The sequence below is a fragment of the Yoonia vestfoldensis genome, assembly GCF_002158905.1.
GTDB lineage: Bacteria > Pseudomonadota > Alphaproteobacteria > Rhodobacterales > Rhodobacteraceae > Yoonia > Yoonia vestfoldensis_B.
This window is the reverse complement of the sequence record NZ_CP021431.1, coordinates 3,372,864-3,398,920: the sequence shown is the minus strand read 5'-3', so window position 1 is coordinate 3,398,920 and position 26,057 is coordinate 3,372,864. Positions and strand designations below refer to the sequence as shown.

The window sequence follows — 26,057 nt, the reverse complement described above, 5'->3', positions numbered from 1 at the left end:
CAAGACCGGTGATGCTGCCCAAAATCCTTTCGCGTCAGATCGGGCTGCTTGGGGCTGTCATGCTGTTCATTCTGGGCAGCGGGCCGGTTTTTGCCGATCTGGTCCGTGTCACCGGGCGGGCGGCTGTGACCGACAATAACACCGACCGCGCGCAGCGGATTGCCTTGGAAGATGCGCTTTATCTTGCGGCTCTGGCAGGGGGGGCGGATGTGTCCGGCTTTTCCATGGCGGATAACGGTGTGCTGACCGGTGAAAGCATTCTGCTGCGGCCCAATTCGCGCATTCTGGATTATTCTGTCGTCAGTCAGGGCCGTTCGGGCCATCATTACGAGGTCGTCATTGATGCCTATGTCGGCGCCGCGCCCGCGCTGGGCTGTGCCGTGCGGCCTGCGGTTCATCTGATCGCCGGGACCCCGCAGATCCATGTCGGGCAGAGCGCACCGCTTTGGGCGTCAGAGGCTTTGCAGATGGCGCATGATGCGACGATCCGGGGGCTGGGGAATACGCCGCAGATCCAGATTTCGGCGCGCGATATCTCGCTTGTGGTAGCTGACCAAAGCGGCAGCAGATTGCCCGCCGGTTTTGACTATAACAGCCTGACGAGCGGGCCGGCACGGGTAGAGACATCGCGCGCCAACCCGATACCTGATACCGCGCGGGGCCTGCATTTGTCATGGCAGGCGACGGCCCCCGGTCTTCAAGCCGCGACATTGACGGTGACTTTGCATGCCCGGCTGCTTGACCCTGCCGCGCCCGGACGGGCACAGCAGCTATCCACCAATCATGTGGTGGCTGTATCGGCCAACACGCCCTGGCGCACGATCAATGTCCTGGCGCGCAAGGATGCGCATGAGGTCGCAAACAGCGTCGCCGCACAATTCTCTGCCGAGCTTGCCGCATGGCTGGGATCCTATGCCTGCGCGCCGTTGCAAGGCTATCTGACGGCGGCAGGGACCGGCCGTTTCCGCATTGACTTGGGCAGCCGGGACGGGCTGACCCATCAAAGCCTTGGCTTTGCCGAAGGTCGTGGCCAGCCTTGGACCGTGTTCCGCATCGTGGAATTAAGCCCCAGCCATGCGATCCTTAGCCCGCTGAACGCGCGGCGTGCGGGGCCGCAAATGGCCGGCGCGCAGGTGCGCTTTGAGATCGGAGGGTGATGTTCATGCAATTGCGTCACGCAATCATCGCTAGTCTTGCCATGCTGCTGCCGGGTGTCGCAAAGGCGCAAGAGCCTTGGGTTTTGCTATGCCAGGCCGATTGTTCCCAAACTACGGGTTCAGCGCGGCAGCATGTCATCGCGCCGGGTGAAAATCTTTTGGGGATTTTGCGGCACTATCAATATGGCGCGACCAATCTGCAAAGCGTGATCGCGCAAGTCGTTCAGGATAATCCGCGCGCATTTCAGCGCGGCGATCCTGACAGGATGGTGGCAGGACAGACCCTGACCTTGCCTGCAGGCTCTGGCTTGCCAGCCGTCCCTGATGATATTTATGTGTTCTGATATGAGGCGCTGGTTGTGCATCCTGCTGATCTGGCCTGTCGCGCTTTGGGCGCAGGATCAGGCCGTCACGCGGATCGTCTCGGGCCAAGAGGTCCAGCAGGCGATCATCGAGCGGCTGGCCAGCGCGGGTGAAGTCGCCGCCCCCAATGTCATGGCTGAAAAACAATTCTATGCCTGTGACGCGCCGCTTGAGGTGGAACAGGCCTTTGGCGGCTGGCGCAGTGTGACGGTGCGCTGCCCCTCGCCGGTGGAATGGAGCATTGCCTTGCGCGCGCAGGTCCAAGGTGCCGCTCCGCATGTGCCCGAAGCCAGGGAATCCTACGTGACCCAAGCGGTTTTTCTGCGTCGCCCGCTGCGCAGTGGCGACCGTATCCAGCCCGATGATCTGGAACTGCGTCCGATCGACCCTTTGTCCGTCAGCAGCGTCTATATCGCGATCGAGGATGTCGCGGGCCGGGTGCTGTCGCAATCCTTGACGCCCCGTGTGCCTGTCAGCCCGCGCCATCTGCAACGTGACTGGGCTATCAATGCAGATGATATCGTGACATTGCAGATCGTGAATGGTGGTATCGAAATCGAAAGCCCCGGGATTGCCTTGGAACCCGGACAGATTGGCGATAACATACGGCTAAGAAACCTGAGCAGTGGCAGCGAAGTGACGGGACGGATCTCTGCGGAAAGAAAAGTTCACGTCATCTCTAAAATGGCACGCTGAACAGTCGTTACCTATCTTCGACAGGAGAATGCAAAATGGTTGATGCAACACAAAATCTGACTGGAACGGTCACTTCGGCGAAGATGCCAGAGGTGAATGCGGTTCCCAAAGTCAACATTTCGCCTGCAAGCAGCGGCGATACGGCTGGGCTGGGTGCTGCGGCACCGGTAAACCCGGTATCTGCCGCGTCTCGACCCGCTGTCGAAATCAATTCCGCCGCGGCCGAGGTTCTGGCGTCGATGCAGAGCATGCCGGTCCCGGTTGATATCGAAGCGGTCGAACGGATCCGGGCCTCGATCCAGGCGAATGAATATCCTGTCGATTTTGACAAGATCGCGCAGGGTCTGGCCGACGCCTTTGAATCCATGAACTGATGTCAAAAGCCGGTGACGCGACACAACAGCTAGCAGCGGCGCTTGACCGCCTCAAAGCGTGCCGCGCCACGGACAAGGATTATGTCGCCGCATCCCAAGAGGTGCTGGCCGAGATCACCAAGCTGGGGCCGCTTGGGCTGGATGCATCCTCTGATCTGATGGATTTGTATCAGCAACTGAGTCTCGAGTTTCTTTATGCCGAAAAATGTGCTGAATTGCGCAGACCCGCTTTTGGCGGCAATACGGCGTCGCAAACGTCAAAATATTGACCATCAGAGGATTATATTTTGACACCAAATGATGCGGCAATTTTGACGACGGGCCAGATGATGACAATCGCGGTGCTGTTGTTGAATCTGCTATTTGTCGGCTGGGTTTTTATCGGCGTCAGGCGCAACCAACGTGATCTGTCGGATATCAGATCATCGCTGAAACATATCATCCAGGCGCTGCCGCAGGGCACAAACCCCGAGATGATCACCCCGCAGATAGAAACACCCATTGTTCAGCCGCCAGATGCAGACACCAGCCCTGGCCCGCAGACAAAATCAGCCGCCAATATCATGGCCTTCATCGCCGCGCGTCAGGCGGGCCATAGTGTGCAAGAGGCCGCCCAGCGATACGACCTGACCGAGGACGAGGCCTTGGCCATCTCGATCAGCTACCGTGATGCGACGCCGGTCTCGGCGAATAATAACGCCATATCCTGATCAAGAAACATCATCCGCGCGGTGTCCTGGGCGGCCAGGATAACGCGTGGCTCTAGCGTGCCCTCGATGTCATTGCGGGTTGTGGCGGCATGGGCGATATTCAACGCCGCGCCAATCAGCGTCCAGATATAGGCGGTTTCCAGATCCGGCCGCGCCAATATCGTCTGATTGAAGGCAACATATTGCATGATGGCCGCAGAATCGCCCTTGGACAGGCGGTCTTGCAGGCGGCTGTCGATACGCGATGCGATCATGTCTTTCGTGGCGGGCAGCAATTTCTCGGCCAGCCGGTCGGCCAGAGCTTGCGCGCGCGTGACCCCGCCCAGCTGCGCCAGCCAGGCCCATTCCAGCGCCAGGCTGTAATTCTGCGGCGTGCCCTTGCCGGCTTCCAGCAAGATCGCCAGGTTGAATTGCGCGTCATGATCATCCTGCTCGGCCAAGGCAAAGAACAGGTCATTTGCCAGGCCGAATTCCTCTGCTTTCACGGCATCGACGGCGGCGTCAAACGGATCGGGGCTGGCATCTGACCCTTCGGCAGCAAGCACGGTTCCGGTGATCAACAGCAATGCGCAAAAACTGCCTGTCGCGATCCGACAAAAACAAATGGGCAGTCGAAAGAAGAAAGTCATGGCGATGCGCACCTTTCAGCCGGTCAATTGCAATCCTAATCGGGTCACGGCTTTACAGCAATCAACCTTGTCAAAGAATGTTGGCTTTCGGGGCTAAAGGCGGCCCTGCGGCAACCGTTACCCTTAACAGGCCGGTTGATAGCGACAGCATGCTTCAGTTGGTTGAGAGCGCGGATTTTGAACGTGTTCTCTTAATGACATAATAGGAGAGATGTGATGGCACTCGCAATTGCAACAAATACCGGCGCCTTGATGGCCGCGGCTTCCGCGACCAGCGTCAACAAGGACATGGAAACTTCGATGGAGCGTTTGTCGACCGGCAAGCGCATCAACTCTGCCAAAGATGACGCAGCTGGCGTGGCCATTGCATCGCGGCTGAGCTCGGAAATCCGTGGCACCAACCAGGCGATCCGCAACGCTGCCGATGGCCAAGGTCTTATCAACACCGCCGAAGGCGCGCACAAGGAAGTCGAAAACATCCTGCAGCGGATGCGTGAACTGGCTGTGCAGTCCGCCAACGACACCAACGACAGCGCTGACCGTACCAATCTGCAGGCTGAGATGGACCAGTTGCTTACTGAGATCAATCGGATTTCCGAAGCGAGCAGTTGGGCTGGTCAGCAGTTGCTTGATGGAGATGGAACAGGACAAGGCACTGCAGAGTTTAATTTGCAGATCGGAAGCGGTTCAAACGGTTTTGATACGCTGACGGTTTCGATCAATGCTATGTCTGCCTTGGCTTTAGGGATTGATACAGCTGCGTCTGTGACCACATCCGCGGTTTTGACTGGTGCGACGAACGCCAGCGTCAGCATTGCCGATGGTGTTCTGACTGTCGCGTCAGGCTATACTGATGACGATGTAGTCGTAGCGCAGACAGTGGGTGGTTCAGCATCCGCTGCGATGGGTATCACCACTACTGATACCGATGGCGTAATTTCTGTTGGTGCTGCTGCATTTGTTGACAATGACGTATACACGGTGGTCCCTGTGGCTATGACATCAATCTCTGTGGCTGACGCTGCCGGTGTTTTGACCGTTACCGCTGGCGCTGTTCTCGCTGCTGATATGGCCTTTGCAGATACCGATACTACGGGTACGGCTGCCACATTGGCCGACGATACCATTACTTTCACGGCGGCAGGTGGAACTGCTGACGGAACGACAACTTTGACACTTGATGGCGTCGCTTTTACGATAGAAGTTGCGGACGGTGTTGACACCACCGAAACTCTTGCAGCGAAGATGACTGCTGCAATCAATACAGGCACAAGTAGCTCATCCGTGCGTGCGACGTATACTGGTGCTGCGGTTACGCTGGAAAGAATCGGTCTTGCTGCCGATCAAGGTGGCTCAGTATCGTTACTCGTCGATGGGGTGCAAACAGATGTGGCTTTGACCGGTGGTGACACTGTAGAAGAAATAATGGACAAGATTGCAGCTGCGTTCGTAGATCCAGACAGTAACAGTGCGACAGCCGATGTAATTAGTGCTCAAACTTCCGTTACTGATGCAACAGCAGGTACAGTGACACTTGCCCGTGAAACTGCGTTGGTCGATGGAAAACTGGCTCTTACCATTGGAAGTGGTGACCCCGTCGAAGTGACAGTAACCAAAGGGGACACTTTCGATGAGATTGCAACAGCGATTGAAACGGCCGTAAACGCGGCCACAGCAACTGTTGGCGCGTCTGCTACAGCGACTGGCGGTTCAGTCGCACTAGCGCGGGTCTTCTCTGCCGGCGACATCACCTTCGATGTGAATGGAACAGAAATCTCGACAACTTTGGCTGGGGGCGAGAGCGCTGAGGAGATTGCTACAGCAATTTTTGACCAAATTGCGGCACAGGGCTTCACAGATATTGAGGCTACGGATAACAGCGATGGTACTGTTGATATCGGGGCCCTTAACTTTGGCGTGCAGTCACGTTCTGCAGCCGCTAGTGCCCTGGACACTATCGATGTTGCTATTTCGGAGATAAACACTCAGCGCGCTACACTTGGTGCGATCAGCAATCGGCTCGATAGCACTGTTAACAATCTTACCAACATCGCCATCAACCTTGAAGGCGGCAAAGGCCGTATCGAAGACGCCGACTTTGCGGCGGAATCGACCAGCCTTGCCAAGTCGCAGATCCTGCAGCAAGCCTCTACCGCGATGCTGGCGCAGGCCAATGCTTCCAAGCAAAGCGTGCTGAGCCTGCTGCAAGGCTAAGCGCACCACAATGCGAAACACAGGCCCGGGTTACTCCGGGCCTGTTGTGATTGGACCACAGCCATGACCCGACGTGCCATTGTGTTGACGATCCTTGCCGCCGTTGTGGTGCTTGGGCTGGTCAGGCTTTTGCTTCCCATCGTCCAAGATGCGCTGAACACCGGCGATGGCGCTGTGATCCGTGCCGAGGTGCGATTGATCAACCAATGCCCGCTTGCCGACAGCAGCTTTGCTGTGCGCAATACGGATACGGGCCGCAGCATCCCGTTTTCCAACGGCAGGGCGCAGATCGAGGGCGAAAGCGGCACTTACCTGCAGATCGTGCTGGCCAACCGTTTTGACAGCGTGACCTTCAGCGGCGAAAAGCAACGCATCAAACCGCAGATGACCATGACCGCCGATTGCGCCAGTGGCGAACGGATGCGCGGCGTGATGGACGGGATCGGCGATAAATTCGGTAATTGAGCCGCAATGATGTCACCATCTTGTGCACATTTTAAAAACTTGTGCGCAAACTCAGTTTCAATAAAATCCCACACCCAAGTCACTGATCCCAAACTATTTTATACCCGCATCACTATGCCAGTCGGTGATGTGCGCAACGGATTATTGGTTCTGCTATATTCGCCGCAAAATCGTTCAAAAACCCACATACAGCGCGCTGTTGGCGTTGAGTGCTACGCTGTCCACGGACAAGGGCTGTGGGATAGCTGTACGGGCAGCACAGCGCTTCGTTGACGCCAGCGTTGTGCGATAAAACAGTTTGGCGTGTTCCTCGAGGAACATTTTCACGGTCAGGGTTGTTCTACTCAGGCGTTTACACCCCAAGCGTGTTTACCTGCTGTCTCTGTAGGGAAAGCGTCCTCGCCCAACATAGTGGATGTACTGTTCTGCAATGCGCAGGTGACGCTGCACTGCCAACTGCTTGCGGCGTGTCAGCACCTGCAGAATATCGTCATAGCCCAACTTGAGGCTTTTGCGTGTGGCGATGGTTTCGCCATCCACAACATGGTTGATGCGCAGTCCCACCCTGTCAGCCAGTTCCCAGTCCTTGCAGTCGTTGTCTGCCTGCCGTGCATCCCAAACCATCAGATGTTCATGCAGTGCTGGTAGTATTGGCTTGGCAGCAACAGGGTATTGTGCGCGGCTTTGCGTCTTGGCACGCGGGGCTTCTTTCAGCAGTGGGCGCACCAAGCGTTTGAACTGACCAACTGTGAGCGCGAGCTTGGTGTCCAAAGGCACAGACAGGATCAGTGTACGCTCGTCCGCAGTTTCCCCCTCTGTCGCATGCCGTACCTGTCGAACTGGTGGTTCTGCGAAGATGTGATTGTGCGCCCGCCACCATGTCCAAAAGTCAGTGGCATGCACATCGCCAAAATCCGCAAACAGTTCAGCATAGGCACCCTTGCCGCCACATGCGCAGGTGTCTCGATAACCTTCATGCCTGCGCAAATACTCCCACCAATAATAGTACACACTGCACTGCCATGGCTCAGCTTCAGGGAATGGCGGCATCACTCGCTGCTTGCCGTCCTTGGGCCAACGTTTGAGTGGCCATGCATACGCAAAGTGAAGCCTTCGGTTTGTGTTTACACCCATGCTTTGCTCGTTTGATGCCATGTAAAGATAGATATCGTGTAAATCTCTGGGCATCAATCTTCATGTTATCTTTTGTTTATCGGCAAGCAATGTCGCTGCCGACATCAAATCAAAGAGGAACTACACATGCTCGATATCAACATCATCACTAATGCTGCAGACGACGCGGCAGACACCACCACCGAAACTGTGACCAGCTACTATGGCACAGCGGGCGCTGACGCAGGCAATGTGCGTTACGACCCCTTTGCGCCTGGACAGGTTTCAGCAGCGCAGGGGCTTGGGGACATTGAAACAATCAAACCGCGCTCGCGTGATCAATATGTTGCGCTGTTCAAAAAGACTGAAGAACGTACAGCACGTGCGACCCTACAGATGTGCAGGGTGGTTTACGAAGCACACCAATCGCTGGAAGAATATGATTTTGCGGATTTCTGTGCGGCTGTTGGCTACAAGGACGATAGTTCGGTTATTCGTAAATTCTGCGCTATTGGCAAACTGCAGCCGCGTTTGGTCAACCACGCCGCATTCATGCCGCCTGAGTGGACTAAAATTTACACGCTTACACAAATGCCTGCGCAGTTCTTTGAAAGCTATGTCAACGACGGCATGGACTTCCGTGGACTGACGGGCAAACAGCTGAAGGCTTTGGTAGATGCGACGCGACCTCAGGTAAAGCAGTTGTCGCTGCTGTTACCCAAAGACAAGGACAGCAACAATTTCGTGTTCGCTAAGCTGTTGTTCGACAAGACATTCGTGGACGCATACGACTGGAGGGCGGTGAAAAAAGCACTGGCGGAGATCGAAAGCCGTCTGCCTATCAAGGTTCAGTTCGTCGCTGCGGCAGAGCAAGCTTATCAGCACACAGTCACACACCGTTATACACAGGCAAAGCAGAACGCAAAGGACGTGGAGTTCAAGCCTGCGCTGTGGGACTACGGCACAGAAGCAGCACAGGACAATCTCAAAGCGGATGTCACCGAGCTGCGCACTATCGAAGGTACTGCCACACAGACTGTCGCCATCACCAAATAAACTGCGCAGTTAATCTGTAGCCTACACAGCCGTCCCGTACTGCGGGGCGGCTTTTTATTTGGCAGGCTCTATGTTCACACCACCTTCTATCGAAATCTCAAGTTCGACTTCTTCCCAGTCCTCGTGATCGTAGAGCCCATACTCTTCTTCGATATACTGTTCGAGTTCTTCACGCTCTTCGTCCGTTAGCCCAGAAAAATTCCATTCGGCATAGCCCACATCTGTGCCATCTTCTTGGCTTTCATAGCTATCAACCACAGTGTCCTCGTCCAAATCAAGTACATCCCAATCTTTGACCTTTTCGATATCTATGCCAGCTCGGAATTCGACGAGAAAACTTTCGAAGCGAAAGTATTCGTCGTGAATTGCGAAGATGTTGTCTCTTGTTGAGTGCTTATAAGTTGTTTTGTAGCGCACAGATTTCTTGTATTTGGGGGAAACAATATAGTTCATCACTCGCTCCTTCGTGTTTCGTAAGACGATAGCCGATGCTTGCGTTGCGACAATAGCGGAATGGCTCCGTTTGACATTGCACGTGTTCCACGAGGAACATTTTCAGCATTAGGGTTGAGCGCCTCCAAACACTTCGCCTTGAGCGTGTGCTGTCAGCTCAGCTCATCTGGCTTTGGCTCGTTGAATGGCTTGGGCTTTGTGTTCTTCTTGGGTGTTGGTGGCTTGGACTTGGTGTGCTTGGGTATGGGCAAGGGTTTTGGCTTGGGTAGCGGGAGGTGCTGCCACACAGCTTCGCCCACCACTTCGCTTATTCGCATCCTGCCCGCCTGCTGCAATGGGGTGATGTAAAATCACCAGCCCAAATGTGTAAGTACTGGCCCCTAAGATTTTGCAGCAGAGATTTTTCCCTTCGCAAAACCCATTTCGCCAAACTGTTCACGCTGTGACCCTCCGCCACTTGCGCTCTGCCTGCGCGAACAAACTGTGTTCACATAATCGCTTGAGGCGTGCAAACTCTCGTGCGTGATGGCGGTGATGGCTTTGGGGGCTGTTGCTGAGTTCACCAGCATAATGCCCCAGTTTACTGGCAAGCGTGGCAAGGGCATCGGCGCTGGCATCGATGTGGTTGATTTTGAGTGTGCGCAGATAGCACTCGCTTTTGCACAGCCAGCGTTCACAGAACTCGCGCTCACTGTTGACGGCGTTCAAGTGCAGCAGGCTGTCGCGTACTTCGCGTAGGGTTTGTTGGCTCATGGGCTTCTCCTTGTGGCAGTATTTATCACGCACGCAGAATTTGGTCGTCCAACGCTATAAGTGACCATATTGCTTGTGCGGTGATGAAGTGCAAAACCACCCGCATACGAGACCTCAATGACCGCGCACGACAGAGCTTTGCTGAGTGCCGAGTGCACCTCACCCCCGCTGTGCGCGACCATGACAGCCTCAATCAGATACTGTGCAATGTTCAGCACTACAGCAGTTTCACCACAGACAACGACAGCTACAACGAACACGACTTTGGCTCATTTGCGGTCGAAGATGACGTGGTGTTTTGGAAATGGGATTATCTCGACTTGGACCTGCAGTATCACTCACCTGACCCAGCTGACCCAAACGTCACCTGTCGTGTGCTGACCATCATGTTCGTGGACGAATACTGACATAATATTGCGATGTCATCTGTGGCTTTGTTCTGTGTTCAAGCCATAGTTTGGGCAATATAATCATCATCGCTTTTCCAAAGAACTCAAACGCATGTGATATCTTGTATGATGTTCAGCGACATCAACTGCGTTTCTGTCGAAGCTTCAGCTCTGCTTCGCTTTTGTTCTTCGTCTTTGATTTGTTTTATCTTTTTTTGATTATTTTTTTCTTTGACATTGCAAGGAGCAGTCAGATCAACGCCTATAAAGGCGTCGATCTAAAAACTGCGCACCACAATATCCATTGCACGTCGCAGTCAGACTGTATCACTGAACCAAATTGGAAGAGCAGGTTTTGCTATCATCTCTATTACCAGCGTATCATACACACATATAGGACCTATACAGTCAGGCACTCCTATATGACGATGGGTCTCGTTGCCGAGGTTGTCATCCATCTCACTTGCAAGCAGCACTGAACACGTCAGCACTGCCTTATTAACCGCACACCATTACGACAATCAAAGCTGAGGGCAGACCGAACATTTGCGTCTCTACAGCTTAAGGCATCCCACCAGACGATGGGGTAGTTGATTGAAGCAGATAACGAGCAATCCGTTTGCGCACCGTCTCACATCAGAACGGGTTTGCAGCACTGTCATAATCGGCGTGCCAGCCTTGATCTCGTTTGTTGAGCCTATGTTTTGCCTTACAAGTTTATTTATCAACTTGCGCAAATAAGCGGCTCAAATACGGTCAATCGCGTCTGCGGACTGCGTTTGATTTGCGTTGGCGCAAGGCCACAATCATTGCCGTTTGAAGCTCTTTTGTGAAAGTGCTGCTGAATGCGCCAAGCATGCTTTGTGGCTCGATATAAAAGCTTTGCTCAAACACATCCAGATTGTGCTCATCCACGATCACCCACAGCGCCACACTGCTATCTAATCCAGCGCGGCGTTTTTCAATTTCAGGCACTTCAACTGCGTGTGTTTCCCGCCTCGGCGGCTGCGTGGTGATGGCGCATAGGCGTAGTTCAGTTTGCCCCTTGCCACTGCTCAGTGCCAAAATAACGGCACAAGGACGCGGTTTGCGGCCTTCAGTTTCGCCCTGTCCTGCTTGCCGCGCCCATAAATAGGGATAGCGCAGCACGTGACCTGCATGTGGCACATCAGTCATGTGCGATGCTGTGCTCGAGCTGCGCGATAAGGTCATCTGCCTCGTCTGCGCCTAAATCATCGACATGAATGGTACGGCGCTGATCTGCTCTCATGCTTAACCGTTCAAACTGCTCAACGCTCAGAAGCACATAACGGGCTTTGCCATGTCGTTGGATGTTGACTGGTTCCTGCGCTGCTGCTGCCAGCACGTCACCGGTATTGTTCGCCAGTTCTGTTGATGAGAAGTTACGCATGGTCAGCTCCCTTTATATAATATACACATATTAGCTAATATAGCTAAGGTCAAGATGACGTGGCAGTGACGAGCGCTGAGCCGGTTTCAGCCGTGCTCAAATGCGGTCAAAATGAAACCTCAGAGAATATGCGCTTTGTGAGGTTATAGTGTAAGCCATTGTTTTTTTTAACAAACGGATTGGGGGCGAATTCGGTAGCCCAACCAAAACCTCAGACTGTATAGTCAAGTATATGATAATATGAGGTTTTTACTATGCGCCAGGCCCAAACTTTGAACGAAACTCAACTGCGCCGCGTGCTGCAATACTGCCGCAGCAGGCGTTATCCTTCACGTGATCAAGCCATCGTTCAGTTTAGTTTTTATGCAGGGCTGCGTGCCAGTGAAATCGCTGCGCTGAAGTACAGTGACGTAGTTGACGAACAAGGTGCGACCCGCGAGCAGTTCGTACTCAGCGCTGCCCAAAGCAAAGGGGGCAGGACCCGTACAGTATATCTGAGCCAGCGAATGCGAAAGGTGCTGGCAGATTATGCCGCCGAACTTGGTCACAACAATCCTGAGCGCGCGCTGTTTGAGAGCCAAAAGGGCGGTGCGTTTTCAGCAAACACGATGTGTCAGCTATTTCTGGATATCTACAAGGCAGTTGGGCTGAAAGATGCGTCAAGCCATTCGGGAAGGCGCACCTACATCACAAGGCTCGCAAACAAAGGCATTGGCGTGCGTGTGTTGGCGGAACTTGCGGGGCACGCGCATATTTCGACGACACAAAGATACATCGACGTGAACGCTGATCAGATGAGCGCTGCGGTGGAGTTGCTATAGCTGGTTAGTCAGATTGACCGATGTGCCGTGTGATATCCATCGCTTCGTGTAGTACGCGAACAATCAGGATTTGGCCGTCGGTCTGTTCGAAAATGATTAGGTGTCTTCCAACTGAGCTTTGCCTCAAATCACGCGGAGTGCTTGGTATGTTTTTGCTGAAGACTGCATCGCTTGCGATTTTTTCAACGTGTACAAAGAGCTGATCGGCGTAACGTTTTGCTTGCTGCTGACCCCATTTGCGCGTGCTGTAGGTGAAGATGCTTTTGAGATCACGCCGTGCTGCGTTTGTGAACTTGATTTCAGGCATTATGCTTCAGCAGCAGCCTCGTCGAACAGGTCATCCCAATCAAACGGTTCACTTATGCCGCTTGCATATCCTTCTTCAATTGCGTCGTTGAGCCGCTGAATTGCTGTCTGCTGCTGCTCGAACAAGCGCAATGCATCACGTATCACTTCGCTGACCGTGCCATATCGCCCAGCCTGCACTTGCTGAGATATCAGGTGATCGAAGTGTTCACCCAGAATGATTGAGGTTGCTTTAGCCATTCCAGCCTCCCTATGTGATCTAATCATATTCGCTCTGAAATCTCAGGTCAATATGTTCAGCTTCAACAACGCCTAGCTTGTTCCTCGTGGAACAGCTGTAGAATGCTGAGCGCAGTCCGAAGTGGCTGCCTTTGACGCTTGTGTTTCAATCAGCAGCGACAACAAGAAATCTGGTACTTCGGGTTCCATCATCGTTTTTGATGCAGCCATTGGTGCGCTATACACGGATGACGCAACTTCGGCACTTTGACGCAGTCGTTCAGGCGACAGGTGGGCGTAACGCTTGGTGGTGTTGATTGATGAATGACCCAGCAGGTTTTGTACCTCGTAAATGGAGACACCGCGGTTGACGAGGGCGCTAGCAAAGCTGTGACGAAGGTCGTGCATTCTCAAGTTGGGTAAGCCAGCACGCCGCCGCGCATAATCCCAAGTGCGATATACGTTGATGAATGGTTCGCCAGTCTTGAAATTTGGGAACACCAAAGGATTGATTGTTCCGCTTTGTCTAAGATGAACATCGCGTACGTCATCGAGGATCAATTCAATAGCTGAGGAAATCATCACACGGCGGTGGCCACCACCTTTGGCGCGCGGGATTGTCCAAGATTGAACGGCAAAATCAAAGTCGACCCATTTTGCGTTCAAAGCTTCACTTTTACGTGCTCCAGTCAGCAGCAGGAAAGCCACGATGTATTTGAGCAGTGGATTGCGGCTGCGCTCAAGTTCAACAAATAGACGCTGTGTTTCTTCTGGAGAAATATATCGTTCCAGTTTCAGCGGGTTGGGCAAAAGCTTGATGTGCAAATCCTGTCGGGCCGGCACCCACGGCACACGCCTTTTGTTCGCAAGTGTAAACAGTGATCCAAACAGTATCAGCACGCGGTTGATGGTGCCGGGTGCATACCCCTGTCCGGACAAGCGCTCCACGATTTCGTCTATGTTGGTGGGTGTGACTTGGTCCATCGCAATTTCGGCAAACCTCGGCCCTATGTGATTTACATAAGTTGACTGGTCGAGCTCCCAGCTGCTTTTATATCGTCGCGCGTTTGGCAGAAAATGTTCCCAAAAGAATTCGCCAACAGTTGGCGTGCTTTTCTTCTGTTGTCTGGCTTCGCGTGGATCAATGCCGTCTGCCAGCAAGCGCTTGAATTCCGTTGCCTTCGCGCGCGCATCATTGATGCTTAAACTTGGAAATTCCCCAATCACGACTGAGCGTTGCTTGCTATGCCATAGATATCGAAACCGGAACTTCTTGGACTTTCGCAACAACTCAAGCTGCAAGCCAGGCATAGCTGGGTCGGTGTAGGTCAGCCGACGATGGTCTGATGAGTTGGTGCACGTTTCGATGTTTTTAGTGGTGAACTGCACGAGATTGCTTCCAGACCATTGAGCTTTTACACACGTTAAGCGAGTTTTGTGTATCTGGACAATGGATATATTTTGGCTGTATTGTAACTGCGTCTCGGTTCATACCGCCACGCCTTGCAAGCCTAAATAAAACTCCAAGATATTGTTATTAAGATAAAATGTCACTGTCTTGTGTGCAGTTTTGTCGACACGGGATGACAGGCGTGATTTTAACTTTGAAATCAACGCAAAGTTGAATTGTATTTAGCGATACAATGAATACCGGCGCCTTGATGGCCGCGGCTTCCGCGACCAGCGTCAACAAGGACATGGAAACCTCGATGGAACGCCTGTCAACCGGCAAGCGCATCAACTCTGCCAAAGATGACGCAGCTGGCGTGGCCATTGCATCGCGCCTCAGCTCGGAAATCCGCGGCACCAACCAGGCGATCCGCAACGCCCAGGACGGTCAGGCATTGATCAACACCGCCGAAGGCGCGCATAAGGAAATCGAAAACATCCTGCAGCGGATGCGCGAACTGGCTGTGCAGGCTGCGAACGATACCAACGACAGCACTGATCGGTCCAATCTTCAGGCTGAATTTACGGCGCTGACAACTGAAATAGACCGTATTGCTGGCGCGACTACTTGGGCTGGCCAAGACTTGCTGACTGGTGCCGGTGGCGGCAGTAGCGATGGTACTTTCAATCTGCAGGTTGGCGGCAACACTGGTGACGTTGATAAAATTACGGTTAGTATCTCTGCAATGACAACTGCGGCGCTTGGTGCCTCGGATACCACAGTAGCTGCTTCCGATGCAGCAACGGCAGTGCTGACTGGTGACTTTTCAGATTTTGACCTTACCGCGGTTGATGCTGACGTCACCGTGACGATTGACGGCGTAGACCTGACTGTTGATGCGGCAGACGCTACATCTCTTGACGATATCGTAACATCACTGAATGCGAATACTGACAACACCGATTGGACTTTCAGCGCGAGTGGCACTGACCTTATTGCTACCGCCAAAACAGAAGGGGCAACTGTCAGCACCTTCACAGTGACCGGTGGTGGTACTGAAGACCTGACCGCAACAACACTTGGTACTGCTGAGGTACAAGAGGCTGCAACTGATGGCATAACTTTCGGTGATATTGATGCTGCAGTTACTCTTACGATTGGTGGCGAAACGTTCACTACAACTGGAACAAGTTTCGCTGACGTAGCCGCACTTGCTAGTGATTTGCAGGCTGTTGGTGTCACTGGTTTTACTGTTTCATCGGGTGCTGACAAACTTATTCTAACAGCGACTGCTCCAGGTGTTCAGGCAGGCAACTTCACGCTTGGCGGCGGTGGTGCTGAGTCTACGGAGGTAGCTGCTGGTGCTGTGACAAAAGCAACTACGGGCGTTGATGCTACTGGCCTCACAGTAACTGAAACTACCGCTGGTGCTGATGCAGTCACCGCTGCTGGTGCTTTTGACATCAGCACTCGTGACGCAGCTTTGGCGTCGATTGTTTTGATGGATGCCGCTATCTCAACAGTCAACACACAGCGTGCAGAACTTGGCGCAGTTTCCAACCGCCTTGACAACACGGTCAGCAACCTCACCAACATCTCCATCAACCTCGAAGGTGGCCGTGGCCGTATCGAAGACGCTGACTTTGCGGCGGAATCGACCAGCCTTGCCAAGTCGCAGATCCTGCAGCAAGCCTCCACCGCGATGCTGGCGCAGGCGAATGCCTCCAAGCAAAGCGTGCTGAGCCTGCTGCAAGGCTAAGCGCACCACCACGCGAAACACAGGCCCGGGTTATTCCGGGCCTGTTGTGATTGGACCAGAGCCATGACCCGACGTGCCATTGTCTTGACGATCCTTGCCGCCGTGGTGGCCTTTGGGCTGGTCAAGCTTGTGCTTCCCATCATCCAAGATGCGCTGAACACCGGCGATGGTGCCGTGATCCGCGCCGAGGTGCGATTAATCAACCAATGCCCCCTTGCCGACAGCAGCTTTGCTGTGCGCAACACAGATACCGGCCGCAGCATTCCATTTTCCAACGGCATGGCGCGGATCGAGGGTGACAGGGGTACTTATCTGCAGATTGCCCTGGCCAACCGCTATGACGGCGTCAGCTTCAGCGGCGAAAAGCAACGCATCGCACCGCAGATGACCATGACCGCCGATTGCGCCGAGGGCGAGCGCATGCGCGGTGTCATGGACGGGATCGGCGATAAATTCGCAAATTGACCCGCTGGCTGTCCTGCTTTGCAACAGCTCTTTCCCTGATGACACCGCCCGATCATGCCGGTGCTGCGATATGTGGCAAAGTTTTCTGGAACTAATCTGACCGGGTCGCATTGTCCTGCCGTACCTGTGGCCCCCGATGGATTTCGGGGGGATCATGGATGGTCTGCCCATGCCGCGACAGCGGGGTCAGCCGCATCTGCCCCTGTACGCGGTTCAGGCTGCATGAAATCTTCATGCCGCCACCAATGTGATTGAAAGGCCCTTCATTGCAAAATCTGGCAGATAGATTAGGCCTGCGGGTCGACCCCACGATCTTTTTCATCTCTGCAGGGCTAAGCCTTGTCTTTGTCGTCGTTCTGACCGCAGCCCCCGTGACCATTGGCACTGCCTTTGCGCAAGGGCGGGCGTGGATTGTCACCAATCTGGGCTGGTTCTTTATCCTTGGGGTGAATCTCTGGCTGGGGTTTTTGATCTATGCCGCGATGTCGCGCCATGGCCATATCCGGCTGGGGCCCAAGGATGCGCGGCCCGATTATAGCAATTTGTCATGGTTCACGATGCTGTTTGCGGGTGGCATCGGGACCGTGCTGATGTTCTGGGGCGTGGCCGAGCCGATCAGCCATTACAGCAACCCGCCCTTGCCCGGTGTCGATCCCTTCACGCTCGCGGCGGCGCAGGATGCGGTTTCGATCTCGCTTTACCACCTTGCCTTGCATACCTGGACGATCTTTGCCTTGCCGGGGCTGGCCTTTGCCTATTTCGTCAACCGCTATGATCTGCCAGTGCGGGTCAGTTCGGTGTTCTACCCGCTGCTGCGCGACCGCATCTATGGCCCCATCGGCAAGGCCATCGACATCGCCGCGATCATCGGCACGTTGTTCGGCGTGGCGGTGTCGCTGGGGCTGGGCTCGTCGCAGGTGGCGGCGGGGCTGTCCGCCTTGTTCGGCTGGTCCAATGATACCGGCCTGCGGCTTGCCATCCTGGGATCGCTGACGATTGTCGCCACGATTTCGATTGTCGTGGGGCTGGATAAGGGCGTGCGGGTCCTGTCCAACATCAATATCGGCATGGCCATCGGGCTGATGATCTTTGTGCTGGTGACCGGATCGACCCTGTTCCTGCTGCGCGGCATCGTCGAGACATTCGGGCTTTACCTGTCGAACCTGCCGCGTCTGGCCTTCTGGAACGACATGTTGCACGGCAGCGATATGGGCACCGGTGATTGGGGCTGGCAGGGCGATTGGACCGTGTTCTACTGGGCCTGGACGGTGACGTGGTCGCCCTTCATCGGTCTGTTCGTTGCGCGGATTTCGCGCGGACGCACGATCCGCGAGTTCGTGTTTGGCGTGCTTCTGGCCCCCTCGCTATTCACGATCATCTGGTTCGCGATCTTCGGCTGGCAGGCCATCGCGCTTGACGGGCTGGGGCAGGCACAGCGCCTTGCGATGGGCGCAGAGGCGGGCCGGATCAGTCAGGCCGTCGCTGAATCGGTGCCGCTGGCGATGTTCGCCTTTTTCGCCGAATTGCCCTGGGCCACGTTCATGCAAGGGCTGGCGGTGCTGGTTGTGGCAATCTTTTTCGCCACCTCGTCGGATTCCGCCTCGCTGGTTGTCGATATGCTGTGCACGGGCACCCAAAAGCCCGGTCCCGTCCGTCAGCGGGTGTTCTGGGGGCTGGCCGAAGGGGCCATCGCCGCAACGCTGATCCTGCTGGCGGGCGAGGCAGGGCTGGTCGCGCTGCAACAGGTCATCACGGTGGTTGGGCTGCCGATCTTCGTGCTGGTCTGCATGATGATCCCCGCGCTGATCAAAGGCTTCGCCGCCGAGGATATCGCCCATATCAATATCGGCAAACGACCAGAGCTGAGCGAGTTTGACATTTCATCCGCAGATGAAACGGACACACCCGCTGCGCCGCGCGGCCGCTAAAGGGTAAGCAGGCGGCGCGATATTCCGTCGCCGCCGCCTGTTTGGATGGGGTCAGGATTCGTCCAGAACCTCGACCTCGGCATCGCCTTGGATTTCAATCGTATCCTCCTCGGGGGGTGCGGGGGTTGCGGGGGCTGGGGCGGGCGTATCTGTCTGGCTGTCCGGGATTGTTGCCGGTGGTGCCGTGGTCGGCGGGTCCGAGGTGATCACCTCTGCATCGTCTTGTGTTGCCGGTTCTGTCACGGCTGGCGTTGCGACATCGTCCTGCAATGCCGTGCCATTGCCCAGAAAGCCACCAAAGAACAAGATCAGCAGCAGGATGATGATCGCGGCGATGCCGCCGTAGATCCAGGTGCTGCCGCTTTGCCTGCGGGACGTGCCCGTGCCGTGCTGGCCGGGGGCGGGTCTTTGCGGATTGGCCATGTTTGGTTTCCTTTGTCTTGCAAATCTGAATGGGGTGCCGCCTTCCCCGCGTCATGCGGTTGGAAGGCTGGCAGATATCAGGTGCCGCACCGGATGATCCGGCGCGGCACGGGGTCAGGGTCGCGCCTTACCCAGCATCTGGATAGGACATCAACCGTTCTTCGCTGGCGTTGATATAGGTGCGCAGATCACCGTCCTGGGCGTTGTGCAGGATGGTCAGATCTGACAAGGGCACGCGAATTTCGCGCGGTTCTGTCCCCATGAAGGCACCGATATCGACGATCACGGATTGGGCGTCGTCCTCTGCCACGCTCAGCATGCCGATTTCCGACACGTCGTTGCCCTGCACGCCAAAGACGGGTGCGCCGTCAAGCTCGGCCGTGGAAACCTCGGTGGCGTCGATCATCTCATAGCCGTCGCGCCGGACATTCGGACCGCCCGCCATGGCCTGCCTGTTGCCGGCTGCCTGCGGCTGTCCGTCACCTGCGCTGGCATCTTCGAAACGCACGATGGGATCGCCGGATTGGGTCCAGTTCACCTGTGGTTCACCCGAAGAGGTGATCTCGATCTGCGGATCGCGCTGTTCAAAGCGGATATTGGGTTGCGCGCGCGCGATGGTGACATTGGGTGGCTGCTGGTCGGTATCGGGATAGACGATCCGCGCTTCGGCCCGTGTCATCGACACTTGCGGTTCGGCTGTCGCTGTCGTCCCATCTGCCGCCGCGCGCCGCGAGATTTCGATCCCGGGCGAGTTTTCGGGATCTTCGGCCTGATAGAGATCAAGCTTGACCGTCGGATCCGGCACATTCACCCGCACGCGTGGCTGGGCCTGACGCACCTCGACCCGGGGGCGGGCATTGGCGACATCGACTGACGGATCAGGCATGGTGATGATGAATTCCGGCGCAGGCTGTTCGATGGTGATCGTCGGCTGTGGCATATCCAGCGTGATGCGGGGCGCGTCCTGCCGGACCACGATGTCAAAAGCCTCTTGCGTGACATTCACATCGGCGGTGCTTTCGCTGACGATGACTTCGGCGGCCTGTTCGTCGATCTGCACATTGGCGGGGCCTTGATCAATGATGGCGCGCCCTTCGATCACCACCTCGTCCGACAGCCGGATGCGGGCCTGTTCGGTTTCCGATACAGAGCCTTCAAGCCCGAGTGCTGCGTTCACCTCGGTCAGCAGCACGCTGCATTGGGCGGAGTCATTGGCCTCGACCATGCGGATATATTGGTCTTCGGAAAGACCCGATTGTTCAAAATCAATCTGTTCGGCCGCGCGTTGTAGTTCGGCGCAGGCGTTGTCCTGATCTTGCGCAAAGCTTTGCACAGGGATGAGCGCCGTGGTGGCGAAAGCGCTGCACAGCAAGGCGCCACGCACCGATTTGAGGCGAGAAAGACCTATTATTGGCATGTTTCGTTTCCTTTCCTTCGTTGCGGTATGTTTGCGTTGAACAGGGCCGGTGGATGAATGTTCCAGAAGAATCCGCCGGTGCGATCCCGCATTGCTGTGATTGACCCGTACGATTTGCCTGCGCGCGACGCAGCTGCGCCTTGGCTGTGGGGGCGCGGTGCTGATTGTCGGCTGGCCCGATATGCGCTAGTTTTGCTGCAACGCAGCAGCAGCGATGGGGTGCAGGATCAGTGACAGGCAAACCGATCAATCTTGCCCGCCGGCGCTGTGGTGATCTATGCGCGTGTGACGCCCGATGACCGGCGTTGTCGTGATCATCGCCGCGCTCGCGCTGCTGATCTTTCTGGCATATCGCGGGCTCAGCCTGTTATTGCTGGCGCCCGCCATGGCCTTGCTGGCCGTGGCCTTTGCCGAGGGCGGGCCGGTGCTGGCCAGCTATACGCAGGTTTTCATGCAGGCGATGGGCGGCTTTGTGATCCAGTATTTCCCGTTATTCCTGCTGGGCGCTGTTTTCGGCAAGCTGATGGAGGCCTCTGGATCAGCCCGCGTGCTGGCGGATGGAATCATCGGCAGGCTGGGCCGAGACCGCGCGATCATGGCGGTCGTTCTGTCCTGCGCGGCGCTGACCTATGGCGGCGTGTCGCTGTTTGTCGTGGCTTTCGCGGTCTGGCCGATTGCGGCCGTTCTGTTCCGCGAGGCGGATTTGCCCAAGCGGCTGATCCCCGCGACCATCGCGCTGGGCGCGTTCACCTTTACGATGACCGCCTTGCCCGGCACGCCCGCGATCCAGAACGCCATCCCGATGCCCTATTTCGGCACGACGCCTTTTGCGGCCCCCGGACTGGGCTTGATCGCAGCGGGGATCATGTTTGGTCTGGGGATGGCATGGCTGCGCTTTCGGGCGCGGGTCTTGGGGCCGGGATATGGGGTGGTGGCGGATGATGTGACCCAACCCGCCAGGCTGGGGCGCGACCCCGGCTTTGTCATCGCGGCGCTGCCGCTATTGCTGGTGCTGGTGTTGAACCTTGGCTTTACGGTCTTGGTCATCCCGCGCATGGACACGGGCTATCTGGCGCTGGCAATCTACGGTGCCACTGATGTTGACGCGCTGCGCGGCATCTGGTCGATCATCGCGGCGCTGACGGTTGCGGTGGTCGCATTGGTGGCGCTGAACTGGCGGGGTCTGGCCGCCGATCTTGCCAAGACGCTGGACCAAGGCGCCAAGGATGCGCTCGCCCCGATTTTCAACACGGCCAGCCTTGTGGGGTTTGGCGCGGTGATCGCCTCGCTTTCGGCCTTCGGGGTGATCCGCGACTGGGTGGTCACGGTCGGAGGGGATAATGTGCTGGTTTCGCTGGCGGCGGGAACCGGGCTTTTGGCGGGGATCACGGGGTCCGCATCCGGGGGCATGTCCATCGCGCTGGCGACATTGGGCGAGACCTATCTGCAAATGGGCACTGCCGCAGGCCTTGCGCCCGACCTGCTGCACCGCGTGACAGCCGTCGCCACCGGTGGGCTGGATGCCTTGCCGCATAATGGCGCTGTCATCACGCTCTTGGCGATTTGCGGGCTGACCCACCGCGAGGCCTATCTGGATATCGCGGTGGTCGCCGTGATTGTTCCGCTGCTGGCGCTGGTCGTTCTGATCACGCTGGGGACTATCTTTGGCAGTTTCTGACGGCCGGATCAGGACAGAGACAGGCTTTCCTCGGCCACATATTCGGTCCCATCCTCATGCGTCCACACGAAGCGAAAGTCGCCCGGCGCCGCTGCGCGCACATAAAAGGTGAATGTCGGATTGGCCGCACTGCCATTGGCGAAATCATAGGAAAACACGGTTTGCCCGTTCATCGTGGCGGTGAATGTCGCCAGCATGTCGCGCGGGTCCGATGATGACACGGCGGTGATCATCGGATGGTCGATCAGCGTGCGGATCTCTATTTCTTCGCCTGCGCTGGCGGAACGGGGCAGGCGGACACGGGGTGTAGGCATGGTCTTTCTCCCTCAGGTCGCGCAGCCGCCGACGGATACGATGATACTGGCGGTCTGCTGGAACACCCGCCCGTCCGAGATTTCGGCCAGCACAAGGATCTCTTGTTCCTCGGCGACGCGGATGCGGGTCATCGCTTCGGCGCGGGTCATCTGCGGCGTCAGCCGGAAGCTGCCGATCTGCGGCGCAGGGTTGCGGGTGGCGATGATATGGATCGCGGTGACATGGTCATCAGCCGTCATCGGGCTGTCGAGCCGGACAGTCAACGGCACCTGCGCGCCGTTTTCCGCGACAGCGGGCAGGTCAAGCGTGATGGTCCCGTCCGAGACCGCGCGCCCGGCAAGGATCTGGTCGCGCCAGCCCTGCCAGTCGTTGTGGTTATCCGCGCGCAGCGGCATCCCGCTGGCAAGCACCAGCGCGGCAGAGGCCGCGCCCGTGATGATCGTCCGCCGTTCAATCGTCATGCAGCGTCCTTTCTTGTGGCATCAAGAGAACATGTCCCGCGTGATGCTGTCGTACCATGCATCGGCATAGCCGGATTCCAGCCGCCGGTTCTCTGCCAGTTCCGACAGCGGCCCACGGGGCGAAATGCCGCCCGAATCCGGCGTCTCGACAAAGCCGTCGTCGGTGGTGCGGTAAACGCCCACCACCGAGAAACTGTAATCTTCCCCGCCATGGCTATAGCAGGTGTTGAAATAGACCGGATCGCTGGGGGCTGCCGTGCCGGTCATATCCGCCAAAGCTGCGGCCACGGCGACCTTGGCGGTCGAATTGGCCACATAGCCCGATTTCGGCAAAGGCGAGGCGATATTGGCATCACCGATGACATGCACATCCGCGGCGGCCGCCGTTTCGAAGCTGCGCGCATCGACGGGCACCCAGCCGGTGTCATTGGCAAGACCGGTGTCGCGCACGATGGATGCGGCCTGCTGCGGCGGGATGACATTGCCGACATCGACGCGATGTTCCTGGCCGAAATCGCTGATGAATAGCTTGTTTTCGACATCCACGCGCACGATCCGGCCATCCGCATTCAGCGGCACCCATTCGATCATGTCGCCGTAAAGCTCGCCCCAGGCATCCTGGAACAGACCCTGTTTGGAGAACCCATCCTTGGCGTCAAAGGCAAGGATCTTGGCGGTCGGATTATTCTGCTTGAGGTAATGCGCGACCATCGAAATCCGCTCATAGGGGCCGGGCGGGCAACGGAACGGATTGCCCGGAATGGCGATCCCGAACACACCGCCTTGGGGCATCGCTTCGAGCTGTTGGCGCAGCAGGCTGATCTGTGACCCGTCGCCGCCCATCCAGGCATGCGGGAACAGCTGCGCTGCGGCCTCGTCATAGCCTTCGATGGCGTCCCAGCGAAACCCGATGCCGGGCGATACGATCAGCTTGTCATATCCCAGCACAGCGCCGGATTCGAGGGCGACCGTCTTGGCGACAGGGTCGATATCGGCGGCACGGTCCTGCACCACGTTGACGCCGCGTGCGCGCAGCCCGTCATAGGAATGGGTGATCTGCGGCAGCCTGCGTTTGCCGCCAAGGATCAGGTTGCCATAGGGGCAGGTGATGAATGTGGGCCAGGGTTCGATCAGCGTCACCTCGACCTGGGGGTAATTGATCCGGGCAAACCGCGCGGCGGTCGCGCCCCCAAACCCGCCCCCGATGATGACCAGCCTGCCTGCTGTCTGCGCGCCAACAAGGCTGGGTGCGGCCAGGCTTGCGCCGATCAGGGCGCCAAAGCTGCGGCGTGTGAATGTTGTCATGGCTGGCTCCTTATTCGAGCGATGCAAAGTAATCGGCGAGAATGGCGACCTCGTCCACGCTATAGCCCGGAGCGATCCGGTTCATGATCGTGGCGGGCCGTTCGTTATTGCGGAACTCTTCCCAGGTCGCGATGAACAAGGCGCGGTCATAGCCTGCGATCGCAGCGATCGACCCGGCACCTTCGCCCGCCTGCCCATGGCAGCCTGCACAGCTTTGCGCCAGCATCGGCGCGTTTTCTTGGGCAAGGGCGCCGCCGGACAGCATCCCCGCGCAGAAAACAAAGGTCATTTTTTTCAATAATTTCATAAGCGCGCTCCACCGATTGCGGGTCAATATCTTGCAGGATAAAGCCGGTCGTCTTTCATTGCAATTTTCTTGCCATGCCTTGCCCGAGTTGCTTGGGGCTAGGGGCTCGGGTCATGGGGCGGGTTTGGCTTGCAGCGCAAACAATGGCCGCAGCCACAGACCCAGGATATTGCCCGGAATCGCCGCTGCGATCCAGACCCAACCATGCAGGCTGCCTGATGCCACACCGGAAAAGAACGCGCTGATATTGCAGCCAAAGGCCATCCTTGCGCCATAGCCCAGCAGCAAGCCGCCGATCACCGCAGCCAGCAGCGGCCGCAGACCGATCCGCCAGCTGGGGGCGAAGCGTCGGGCAAGCCCCGCTGCCAGAAATGCGCCCAGCACCAGGCCGATGTTCATCAGATGCGTCGCATCCTGCGTCAGGGGTCGGTGCAACAGATCAACGCGCGTCGGGTCTTCCCAATAGGGCCAGAAAACCGGGTCGGCCCAGCCCATATCCTCGGCAAAGCGCGCGCCCCAGGTGGCAAAAGCTTGCGTAATTCCCCAAGGCCGCCCGGCGATCAGCAAGGTTGCGAAATTCAGCACCGCCAGCGCCAGTGCCGCCCAGGCCAGCGGCCATGGTCCTGACAAAAAGCTTGCGCCCGGCCTGCGGAACAGGGGGGCGATCTGCCCTGTCCGTCGCCGTTCTCGTTGCCCCAGCAGCCATGCGATCAAGCCCAGCACGGCCAGGTTCAGCACAAGCGCAGGCCCTAGCCCCAGCTGATCCGGCAGCGAGACCGGCGGCAGGGCGGGCAAAGAGTCCCAGCGTTCGACATCCCATGCGCCCAGCGTCATGCCGGTGATGAAGAACACCAGCGTCACCACCGACCGCGTATCGCCGCCGCCTGCGGTATAGAGCGTGCCGGACGCGCAGCCGCCGCCCAATTGCATCCCGATGCCGAATAGAAAGGCGCCGATCACGACCTCCCAGCCTGCGGGAAAGACGAAGCCCCGCACCGGCTGGCCAAAGACGGTTCCGGCGGCAAGGGCCGGAAAGAACAGCAAGATTGCAACCGCCAGCATCAGCATTTGCGCCCGCACGGCCCCGCTATGGCCGGTCTGAATGCAGGCGCGATAGGCCCCCGTGAAACCAAAAGCCGCATGATATAGCGCAAAGCCCAGCCCCGCGCCCACCAGCCAAAGCGCGGCCAGCCGCCCCGATCCGGTCAGGCCCAGATAGATCGCCCCGATCAGCAGTGCCCCTAGCGCCAGCCCCAGGACCGGACGCTGCGCGCCAAGCGAAATCGAAACTGTCCCGGCGCGGTCCTGCATCTTGATGGGCCTTTGTGTTGCAACGTTCCGTTCATACTTGCTTGGCTATGATGCGGCAACTGCCAAGCCAATTGGCAAAACAACCTTTGCGTGCATTGATTGCTGGACCTGCACGTTCAGGCGCAATAGAAACACCCGGACTGCTGCGATACCGTCACGAAAGGCGCGA

General features: G+C 56.9%; 31 protein-coding genes. 15 read left to right on the top strand and 16 right to left on the bottom strand.

Going from position 1 to position 26,057, the window contains the following annotated elements; all coding sequences use genetic code 11:
- The first annotated feature begins 11 nt into the window (after positions 1-11).
- The 6 genes from LOKVESSMR4R_RS17040 to LOKVESSMR4R_RS17015 are packed head-to-tail and all read left to right on the top strand — an operon-like array spanning position 12 to position 3,300.
- Positions 12-1,157, top strand: a complete 1,146-nt coding sequence (locus LOKVESSMR4R_RS17040; protein WP_204248689.1) for a flagellar assembly protein T N-terminal domain-containing protein — start codon at positions 12-14, stop codon at positions 1,155-1,157.
- Between the two features lie 5 nt (positions 1,158-1,162).
- Positions 1,163-1,501, top strand: coding sequence for a FimV family protein (locus tag LOKVESSMR4R_RS17035; protein WP_157898263.1), 339 nt, complete (start codon positions 1,163-1,165; stop codon positions 1,499-1,501).
- A gap of 1 nt (position 1,502) precedes the next feature.
- Positions 1,503-2,216 carry a flagellar basal body P-ring formation chaperone FlgA gene (gene flgA / locus LOKVESSMR4R_RS17030; RefSeq protein WP_087211136.1) on the top strand — a complete coding sequence of 238 codons (714 nt, stop codon included), beginning with the start codon at positions 1,503-1,505 and terminating at the stop codon, positions 2,214-2,216.
- A gap of 35 nt (positions 2,217-2,251) precedes the next feature.
- A complete protein-coding gene (locus tag LOKVESSMR4R_RS17025; RefSeq protein WP_087211133.1) occupies positions 2,252-2,590 on the top strand; it encodes a flagellar biosynthesis anti-sigma factor FlgM in 339 nt (112 codons plus the stop codon).
- The gene (locus tag LOKVESSMR4R_RS17020; protein ID WP_087211131.1) at positions 2,590-2,859 is read left to right on the top strand and encodes a hypothetical protein; all 270 of its coding nucleotides are present in this window, start codon (positions 2,590-2,592) and stop codon (positions 2,857-2,859) included. Before LOKVESSMR4R_RS17025 ends, LOKVESSMR4R_RS17020 begins: the two co-directional genes overlap by 1 nt.
- A gap of 18 nt (positions 2,860-2,877) precedes the next feature.
- Positions 2,878-3,300, top strand: a complete 423-nt coding sequence (locus LOKVESSMR4R_RS17015) for a hypothetical protein (RefSeq protein ID WP_087211128.1) — start codon at positions 2,878-2,880, stop codon at positions 3,298-3,300.
- Here LOKVESSMR4R_RS17015 and LOKVESSMR4R_RS17010 read toward each other — a convergent pair.
- Positions 3,252-3,866, bottom strand: coding sequence for an SEL1-like repeat protein (locus LOKVESSMR4R_RS17010; protein ID WP_087213481.1), 615 nt, complete (start codon positions 3,864-3,866; stop codon positions 3,252-3,254). The two genes, LOKVESSMR4R_RS17015 and LOKVESSMR4R_RS17010, sit on opposite strands and share 49 nt — an antisense overlap.
- Positions 3,867-4,145: 279 nt before the next feature.
- Here LOKVESSMR4R_RS17010 and LOKVESSMR4R_RS20640 point away from each other — a divergent pair, with 279 nt between their 5' ends.
- Both LOKVESSMR4R_RS20640 and LOKVESSMR4R_RS17000 read left to right on the top strand, forming a co-directional pair.
- Positions 4,146-6,143, top strand: coding sequence for a flagellin (locus LOKVESSMR4R_RS20640; protein WP_087211125.1), 1,998 nt, complete (start codon positions 4,146-4,148; stop codon positions 6,141-6,143).
- A 63-nt stretch (positions 6,144-6,206) separates the two neighbouring features.
- Positions 6,207-6,608 carry a hypothetical protein gene (locus tag LOKVESSMR4R_RS17000; RefSeq protein WP_087211121.1) on the top strand — a complete coding sequence of 134 codons (402 nt, stop codon included), beginning with the start codon at positions 6,207-6,209 and terminating at the stop codon, positions 6,606-6,608.
- 369 nt (positions 6,609-6,977) lie between these two features.
- Here the strand turns inward: LOKVESSMR4R_RS17000 and LOKVESSMR4R_RS16995 are convergent, their stop codons facing one another.
- Positions 6,978-7,796: a hypothetical protein gene (locus LOKVESSMR4R_RS16995; RefSeq protein WP_087211118.1), complete on the bottom strand. Its 819-nt coding sequence runs from the start codon at positions 7,794-7,796 to the stop codon at positions 6,978-6,980.
- Positions 7,797-7,868: 72 nt separating this feature from the next.
- Between LOKVESSMR4R_RS16995 and LOKVESSMR4R_RS16990 the strand changes: the two genes are divergently transcribed.
- Positions 7,869-8,777, top strand: coding sequence for a hypothetical protein (locus LOKVESSMR4R_RS16990; RefSeq protein WP_087211113.1), 909 nt, complete (start codon positions 7,869-7,871; stop codon positions 8,775-8,777).
- A 54-nt stretch (positions 8,778-8,831) separates the two neighbouring features.
- Here the strand turns inward: LOKVESSMR4R_RS16990 and LOKVESSMR4R_RS16985 are convergent, their stop codons facing one another.
- Complete coding sequence (locus LOKVESSMR4R_RS16985; protein WP_087211110.1) at positions 8,832-9,230, bottom strand: hypothetical protein; 399 nt, start codon at positions 9,228-9,230, stop codon at positions 8,832-8,834.
- A 435-nt stretch (positions 9,231-9,665) separates the two neighbouring features.
- On the bottom strand, positions 9,666-9,983 hold the full coding sequence (locus LOKVESSMR4R_RS20315) for a DUF6626 family protein (RefSeq protein ID WP_157898262.1): 318 nt from the start codon (positions 9,981-9,983) through the stop codon (positions 9,666-9,668).
- 83 nt (positions 9,984-10,066) lie between these two features.
- Here LOKVESSMR4R_RS20315 and LOKVESSMR4R_RS16975 point away from each other — a divergent pair, with 83 nt between their 5' ends.
- Positions 10,067-10,390 (top strand): DUF3768 domain-containing protein, encoded by a 324-nt coding sequence (locus tag LOKVESSMR4R_RS16975; RefSeq protein ID WP_087211104.1) that lies wholly within the window; start codon positions 10,067-10,069, stop codon positions 10,388-10,390.
- A gap of 738 nt (positions 10,391-11,128) precedes the next feature.
- On the opposite strand, the gene LOKVESSMR4R_RS16965 is transcribed toward LOKVESSMR4R_RS16975, so the two are convergent.
- Together LOKVESSMR4R_RS16965 and LOKVESSMR4R_RS16960 are read right to left on the bottom strand one after the other, a co-directional pair.
- Entirely contained in the window at positions 11,129-11,548 is a 420-nt protein-coding gene (locus LOKVESSMR4R_RS16965) for a hypothetical protein (RefSeq protein WP_087211097.1), read from the bottom strand.
- A complete protein-coding gene (locus tag LOKVESSMR4R_RS16960; RefSeq protein WP_087211094.1) occupies positions 11,541-11,783 on the bottom strand; it encodes a type II toxin-antitoxin system Phd/YefM family antitoxin in 243 nt (80 codons plus the stop codon). The genes LOKVESSMR4R_RS16965 and LOKVESSMR4R_RS16960 overlap by 8 nt, the downstream gene beginning before the upstream one ends.
- A gap of 254 nt (positions 11,784-12,037) precedes the next feature.
- Between LOKVESSMR4R_RS16960 and LOKVESSMR4R_RS16955 the strand changes: the two genes are divergently transcribed.
- A complete protein-coding gene (locus LOKVESSMR4R_RS16955; protein WP_087211091.1) occupies positions 12,038-12,604 on the top strand; it encodes a tyrosine-type recombinase/integrase in 567 nt (188 codons plus the stop codon).
- 4 nt (positions 12,605-12,608) lie between these two features.
- Here LOKVESSMR4R_RS16955 and LOKVESSMR4R_RS16950 read toward each other — a convergent pair whose 3' ends face one another.
- The 3 genes from LOKVESSMR4R_RS16950 to LOKVESSMR4R_RS16940 all read right to left on the bottom strand — a co-directional run bounded on the left by LOKVESSMR4R_RS16950 (position 12,609) and on the right by LOKVESSMR4R_RS16940 (position 14,518).
- The gene (locus tag LOKVESSMR4R_RS16950; protein ID WP_087211088.1) at positions 12,609-12,911 is read right to left on the bottom strand and encodes a type II toxin-antitoxin system RelE/ParE family toxin; all 303 of its coding nucleotides are present in this window, start codon (positions 12,909-12,911) and stop codon (positions 12,609-12,611) included.
- Positions 12,911-13,150 (bottom strand): type II toxin-antitoxin system ParD family antitoxin, encoded by a 240-nt coding sequence (locus LOKVESSMR4R_RS16945; protein WP_087213478.1) that lies wholly within the window; start codon positions 13,148-13,150, stop codon positions 12,911-12,913. Before LOKVESSMR4R_RS16945 ends, LOKVESSMR4R_RS16950 begins: the two co-directional genes overlap by 1 nt.
- A gap of 72 nt (positions 13,151-13,222) precedes the next feature.
- Positions 13,223-14,518, bottom strand: coding sequence for a site-specific integrase (locus tag LOKVESSMR4R_RS16940; RefSeq protein WP_087211084.1), 1,296 nt, complete (start codon positions 14,516-14,518; stop codon positions 13,223-13,225).
- 308 nt (positions 14,519-14,826) lie between these two features.
- On the opposite strand from LOKVESSMR4R_RS16940, the gene LOKVESSMR4R_RS20635 reads away from it, so the two are divergent.
- The 3 genes from LOKVESSMR4R_RS20635 (at position 14,827) to LOKVESSMR4R_RS16925 (ending at position 18,671) form a co-directional block, all read left to right on the top strand.
- On the top strand, positions 14,827-16,278 hold the full coding sequence (locus LOKVESSMR4R_RS20635) for a flagellin (protein WP_237331829.1): 1,452 nt from the start codon (positions 14,827-14,829) through the stop codon (positions 16,276-16,278).
- Positions 16,279-16,341: 63 nt separating this feature from the next.
- Positions 16,342-16,743: a hypothetical protein gene (locus LOKVESSMR4R_RS16930; RefSeq protein WP_087211077.1), complete on the top strand. Its 402-nt coding sequence runs from the start codon at positions 16,342-16,344 to the stop codon at positions 16,741-16,743.
- A 266-nt stretch (positions 16,744-17,009) separates the two neighbouring features.
- Entirely contained in the window at positions 17,010-18,671 is a 1,662-nt protein-coding gene (locus LOKVESSMR4R_RS16925; RefSeq protein ID WP_087211074.1) for a BCCT family transporter, read from the top strand.
- A 51-nt stretch (positions 18,672-18,722) separates the two neighbouring features.
- Here the strand turns inward: LOKVESSMR4R_RS16925 and LOKVESSMR4R_RS16920 are convergent, their stop codons facing one another.
- Both LOKVESSMR4R_RS16920 and LOKVESSMR4R_RS16915 read right to left on the bottom strand, forming a co-directional pair.
- Positions 18,723-19,094, bottom strand: coding sequence for a hypothetical protein (locus LOKVESSMR4R_RS16920; RefSeq protein WP_087211070.1), 372 nt, complete (start codon positions 19,092-19,094; stop codon positions 18,723-18,725).
- A gap of 127 nt (positions 19,095-19,221) precedes the next feature.
- A complete protein-coding gene (locus tag LOKVESSMR4R_RS16915; RefSeq protein WP_157898261.1) occupies positions 19,222-20,511 on the bottom strand; it encodes a hypothetical protein in 1,290 nt (429 codons plus the stop codon).
- Positions 20,512-20,806: 295 nt separating this feature from the next.
- Between LOKVESSMR4R_RS16915 and LOKVESSMR4R_RS16910 the strand changes: the two genes are divergently transcribed.
- Positions 20,807-22,189: a GntP family permease gene (locus tag LOKVESSMR4R_RS16910; protein ID WP_087211061.1), complete on the top strand. Its 1,383-nt coding sequence runs from the start codon at positions 20,807-20,809 to the stop codon at positions 22,187-22,189.
- 8 nt (positions 22,190-22,197) lie between these two features.
- Here LOKVESSMR4R_RS16910 and LOKVESSMR4R_RS16905 read toward each other — a convergent pair whose 3' ends face one another.
- The 5 genes from LOKVESSMR4R_RS16905 to LOKVESSMR4R_RS16885 form a co-directional block, all read right to left on the bottom strand.
- Positions 22,198-22,503: a thiosulfate oxidation carrier complex protein SoxZ gene (locus tag LOKVESSMR4R_RS16905; RefSeq protein WP_087211057.1), complete on the bottom strand. Its 306-nt coding sequence runs from the start codon at positions 22,501-22,503 to the stop codon at positions 22,198-22,200.
- Positions 22,504-22,515: 12 nt separating this feature from the next.
- A complete protein-coding gene (locus LOKVESSMR4R_RS16900; protein WP_087211054.1) occupies positions 22,516-22,965 on the bottom strand; it encodes a thiosulfate oxidation carrier protein SoxY in 450 nt (149 codons plus the stop codon).
- Positions 22,966-22,986: 21 nt separating this feature from the next.
- A complete protein-coding gene (locus LOKVESSMR4R_RS16895) occupies positions 22,987-24,270 on the bottom strand; it encodes an NAD(P)/FAD-dependent oxidoreductase (RefSeq protein ID WP_087211051.1) in 1,284 nt (427 codons plus the stop codon).
- A 10-nt stretch (positions 24,271-24,280) separates the two neighbouring features.
- Positions 24,281-24,577, bottom strand: a complete 297-nt coding sequence (locus LOKVESSMR4R_RS16890) for a c-type cytochrome (protein WP_087211048.1) — start codon at positions 24,575-24,577, stop codon at positions 24,281-24,283.
- A gap of 111 nt (positions 24,578-24,688) precedes the next feature.
- Positions 24,689-25,888: a YeeE/YedE family protein gene (locus LOKVESSMR4R_RS16885; protein ID WP_087211044.1), complete on the bottom strand. Its 1,200-nt coding sequence runs from the start codon at positions 25,886-25,888 to the stop codon at positions 24,689-24,691.
- Between the last annotated feature and the right edge of the window lie 169 nt (positions 25,889-26,057).